The 4,150-nt window shown below is 37.5% G+C and carries 7 protein-coding genes; all 7 read left to right on the top strand.

The genetic code is table 11. The features are described 5' to 3' along the window. On the top strand, positions 1-1,108 hold a 1,108-nt coding region (locus ACKI39_RS04020), incomplete at its 5' end, for a hypothetical protein (RefSeq protein ID WP_407397900.1). 17 nt (positions 1,109-1,125) lie between these two features. Then, positions 1,126-1,650 carry a single-stranded DNA-binding protein gene (locus ACKI39_RS04015; protein ID WP_407397898.1) on the top strand — a complete coding sequence of 175 codons (525 nt, stop codon included), beginning with the start codon at positions 1,126-1,128 and terminating at the stop codon, positions 1,648-1,650. 287 nt (positions 1,651-1,937) lie between these two features. Then, a complete protein-coding gene (locus tag ACKI39_RS04010) occupies positions 1,938-2,144 on the top strand; it encodes a hypothetical protein (protein WP_318693715.1) in 207 nt (68 codons plus the stop codon). Positions 2,145-2,155: 11 nt separating this feature from the next. Then, the gene (locus ACKI39_RS04005) at positions 2,156-2,452 is read left to right on the top strand and encodes a hypothetical protein (RefSeq protein WP_318693714.1); all 297 of its coding nucleotides are present in this window, start codon (positions 2,156-2,158) and stop codon (positions 2,450-2,452) included. A 17-nt stretch (positions 2,453-2,469) separates the two neighbouring features. Further along, positions 2,470-2,886: a hypothetical protein gene (locus ACKI39_RS04000; RefSeq protein WP_407397896.1), complete on the top strand. Its 417-nt coding sequence runs from the start codon at positions 2,470-2,472 to the stop codon at positions 2,884-2,886. 18 nt (positions 2,887-2,904) lie between these two features. Continuing rightward, positions 2,905-3,702 carry a hypothetical protein gene (locus ACKI39_RS03995; protein WP_407397894.1) on the top strand — a complete coding sequence of 266 codons (798 nt, stop codon included), beginning with the start codon at positions 2,905-2,907 and terminating at the stop codon, positions 3,700-3,702. 11 nt (positions 3,703-3,713) lie between these two features. Then, the gene (locus ACKI39_RS03990; protein ID WP_407397892.1) at positions 3,714-3,977 is read left to right on the top strand and encodes a hypothetical protein; all 264 of its coding nucleotides are present in this window, start codon (positions 3,714-3,716) and stop codon (positions 3,975-3,977) included. Positions 3,978-4,150 lie beyond the last annotated feature (173 nt).

Below are 4,150 nucleotides of genomic sequence, written 5' to 3'. Positions count from 1 at the left end.
TGAATTAGAGAACGAGTTTACAAACCTTGATTTTGAAGAAGATGTTTATGATGAGCTTCCTGATTTCTGTTATGTACAGCTTCAGGGATGGATGGCAAAACTTGCCCACAAATATGAACTGGCTTTGAATGAGCTGATGATTTATGCAGTGATTCATAGTTTCTCTCAGGATGGTGTATCTGTTTTCAGAGGCAGCCGTGATTACCTGAGGTTATGGGCATTTTGTGGAAGGACAAGTGTTTTTGAGAAAGTTAAGAAACTTATGGATCTTAAACTTATTGGCCGTGAGTATGTGAACTACAAGGGAAAGGAATTTCCGACATATTTTACTTATGCCAGCAGAATTGCCCTTAAACACACTGTTACATCTTCTAAGAAAAAAGCAGTTCAAAATTTGAACTTAAATACAGTGTTACATGATTCTGAGTTCAAAAATCGGACTGAATCAGTTCAGAATTTGAACTCAAACAGTTCAGAATTTGGACCCAATAATAATTTAAATAATAATTTAAAAAAAGCAGCTGCACAAAACATCCAGCAACCTGAAAACAAGTGCGGTGAAGAATCTGCAGCAGCAGCTTTTTTAATTTCAAAAATTAAAGGGAATCTTGGTTGTAATCCGTATTCTGAGAAGTTCATCGGTGAGATGACAGAACGGTTTAAGTCAGAAGGCTTTGATGATGAAAGGGTAGGGGAGTATCTGGATTTTGTGTCTGAAAAAGTAAAGGCAAAGAATCCTGACAGCATTCATGCATTGTTCAAGAAAATCGTTCTTGCTGATGATGTGATTGCTGATTTTGTTATGAAGAATCCGGTCAAGGAAAAGCCAAAGCCTTTGGTTTGTCCTGTCTGTGGATCTGAAAACCGCAGGGGCAGTTTCAATTGCTGTTCATGTGATTTTGATTTGTCATATCGCTTTGATGCAGATGAAATCAAAAAGGCAAAGAGAATTTTTGCCCTGCCATCTGAGCAGAAGAAGATTAGGGACATGGAAATAATGCAGGTTCTGGATGAAGTTCCAATGACAGAAATCTGGAACATGGAAAACATAAAAAAACGAAGTCTAAGACTTGAAGAAATTGACAGACGTTACGGAATTATTGACTGAAACGAGGAGGACTAAATATGTGGGATTTTAATCAGGTTGTTTTTCAGGGAAGAGTTACTGAGGATGTTGAACTCAAGGAAACTCCAAACACAAAGAAACCTTACTGCTGGTTTACTGTTGCAAACAATGGTCCAAAGAAAAATCCAGATGGATCTTTGGGAGAATATACAAACTTTTTGAACCTGACACTTTTTGATGAATATGCTGTCAGAAATGTTAGGAAGCTCTGGAAGGGAAGACGTGTTCTTGTTATCGGGAAACTGATTCAGAACAAGTGGATTGATACGAGAGGCGGAAAACATGATGAACTCAGAATCAAGGTTGACCGTATGATTTTTGATCCGATGACTCCTGAGGAAAGAGAAAAGCATGGAGTTGTAACCAACAATCCAGAAAACAATCCGCCAGTTCCTGCACCGGAAGAAAATCCTTTTGAAACCGCTGCTGCAATTCCTGTTCAGGAAAGAACTGATTATGAAAAGGAATCGGATGATTGGGCTTCAACAGTGGCTGAAGATTTTGGATTGAATTACATATTTTAGGGAAAGATGAATGGATTAAAAAGAATTGCTGAAGGACTGTGGCAAAGTGTTCTTAAATACACTGTTACATATCTATCTTTTGGATGCCGGTTTCTTCAGCGACATTTTACGTGGGTATCAGTAATTGTCATCTGGTTTTTCGGCTGCTGTCTGATTTGTTTTAATGCGTGGCGTTACAAGTTCAGGTATTACAGCTGGAAGAACTGGAGAAATGAGGCTGCCATAAAATGCTTCGTGTTTTTAATTATTTTGATTTTAATAAAGTTTTTGATTGGAGGAATTTTTAGATGAATGAAATACCAGTAACAATAAATGTATCTGTCGAAGATGTTCTTCTGGTTTCGGAGTTGTTGGACAGCGACGGACCAGCAGATGTCAGGAAGTTTGCTTCAAAATTTCTTGATAGCGTAAAGAGTTCATCTGAGCAGCTTAGCGAGGTCATTTGTGCAGTGAATGGAGCTAATCCTTACTGCATGGAGAAAATACAAATCTAGGAGGCTACTTTTTGAAAAGTTTCAAATCGTACCAGCACCTTCGTCTTATTACTTCAGAGGGTATGATTGCAAACGGGGATTACATTCTTGACGGAATTACAATCCGAACAAAACAGGGTTATCTGTGTGATTCACTGGATGAAGAAAAGAACATTCTTCCTGCAGTAGAAACTCATGACGGAAGCCATATTGAGCATTGGAAAGATGGAGAACTTCATTGTGAAAATGCACCTGCAGTTATAGACATTCTTGAGAATTATGAAGAGTGGTGGTTGAACGGAAGACATGTTCTTCCAAAAGAATCATGAAGAGGAGGAATTGAATCATGATGTCAAAAGCCCAGCATGAAGAGCTTACAAAGAAATTATGGAACAATGAACTTTACTGCAAGTCAAGATCGGCTCATAAGGTTTATCAGTTCATGCAGTTTACGGATGCGGAAAACAATCCGCTTGAAGGTCAGCAGGTAAGAAGGGAAGATGAAAAACTTCGACCTATGGGATCTCCTGGTTTTGATGAAAGTACGGCGAGAATTGTAATTTACAATTTCAAAGATGGCGTTCTTCATTCAACAGATGATGAACCGGCAGTTCAGTATCCTGGTCATTGGGAATATTGGAAAAATGGTGTCATTGAAAAAATCTTTGCAGATGGTGGCGATACAGAGGAATATTGGGAAAACTGTGTTCCGGTAAGAATTGAAACTAATCTTGCTGTAAGACGTACAAAAGATAAGCAGTAATTTTCGAGGGGTATTCTAATGAATGAAAATCAGACAGAAGAAGAACTCGAAAAAGAAATTGAAGAAGAAAAGGCTGCTTCATTTTTCCAGACGGTTCCGCAAAGGATGGATGAAGAAGATCCTGATAACGTTCTTAAAAGAATCGAGGTCAATCTTGAAATCCTTTCGGAAAAAGTAACAGATGCTGAAGATTCCAGAGCCATGTATGAATCGATGGTTGAGTTTTATAACTCCTTTAATGCAACCGCAAAAAAGCTGGAAGAGAATCTGAATAAGGAATTCAATTACACCAGATTCCTTCAGTCAGAAATTGATAAGAAGAAATATCATCTTGATTATCTGGCATTGAAGAAGAATCTGGCAGAAGACCGGGCTCAGATGAATGGAATCATGGAAAAAATCAATGAAACCCTGGATCTTCGGCTTAAAGATATTGATAACAGGGAACGTTCTTCAAATGAATCCTTTGACAGCAAACTTCAGGCAATGGATAAAAAGGTTGAAGATTTTGTGAATATCGAAACTCGAATTGAGGAGAACCTTAAAGGGTTCCGCACAGATATGACAAAGGCTTCAGAAAATGAATATAAGATCCTGGCTGGAAAATGCCGTGAAAGCATTGCTGAAAATACAAAGAAGGTTGATGAAATCAAATCTGCGGTTATCAGTTTCCTGAAAAGCTGTGAAAAGCACAATGAGCAGCTGATAAAAAAAGTTCCTGCTGCAAAGTTCAAATTTGAATGGCGAGATTACGCAATCGTAGGTCTGGCATTTGTTTGGCTTGTAGGAATGATTGTTCAGTATTTTGTGAAATAAGGGGGGGTAAAATGAGTAAAAAACTTAAAAAAGAATTTTGGGAAATAGAAGAGGAGTTTAATAAAGAGATTTTAAGAAATCTCGATGAAACAAAAACTCCATGGCATTTCTTAAATTTGCATTCTTTCCTTCACCAGATGGCGGCAAACAGGATTAAGGATTTATATGAACAGCTGGCAAAGATAAAAATGTTTTTATTGATTGATATTTTTGCCTATGTACCAATTCTTCTGATATTCACTTATTTCTTGATTATGTGGCATGCAAAAGTTTAGATGGGAGGAAAATTGAAAACTATAAAATTTAAGCGTATCGAAGATGATTATCTTTCAGCTAGAGTAGGTGCAACGGAAATTAGATTTTTTTGTGGTACCACAGGAGTCGATTTTGAAATCTTTGTATGGGGTATAGAAAAAGACTTAAAATGTAATGTTGGTGAAGACTGTAA

This window comes from Treponema sp., from assembly GCF_045641405.1.
Classification (GTDB): Bacteria; Spirochaetota; Spirochaetia; order Treponematales; family Treponemataceae; genus Treponema_D.
The sequence above is the reverse complement of the archived record's forward strand: the minus strand, read 5'-3'. Positions and strand labels throughout refer to the sequence as shown.

Bases quoted from the DNA above. Each gene is read 5' to 3' on its own strand.
- ACKI39_RS04000 (WP_407397896.1), top strand. From the start codon at position 2,470: ATGATGTCAAAAGCCCAGCATGAAGAGCTTACAAAGAAATTATGGAAC.
- ACKI39_RS04010 (WP_318693715.1), top strand. From the start codon at position 1,938: ATGAATGAAATACCAGTAACAATAAATGTATCTGTCGAAGATGTTCTT.
- ACKI39_RS04015 (WP_407397898.1), top strand. From the start codon at position 1,126: ATGTGGGATTTTAATCAGGTTGTTTTTCAGGGAAGAGTTACTGAGGAT.
- ACKI39_RS03995 (WP_407397894.1), top strand. From the start codon at position 2,905: ATGAATGAAAATCAGACAGAAGAAGAACTCGAAAAAGAAATTGAAGAA.
- ACKI39_RS03990 (WP_407397892.1), top strand. From the start codon at position 3,714: ATGAGTAAAAAACTTAAAAAAGAATTTTGGGAAATAGAAGAGGAGTTT.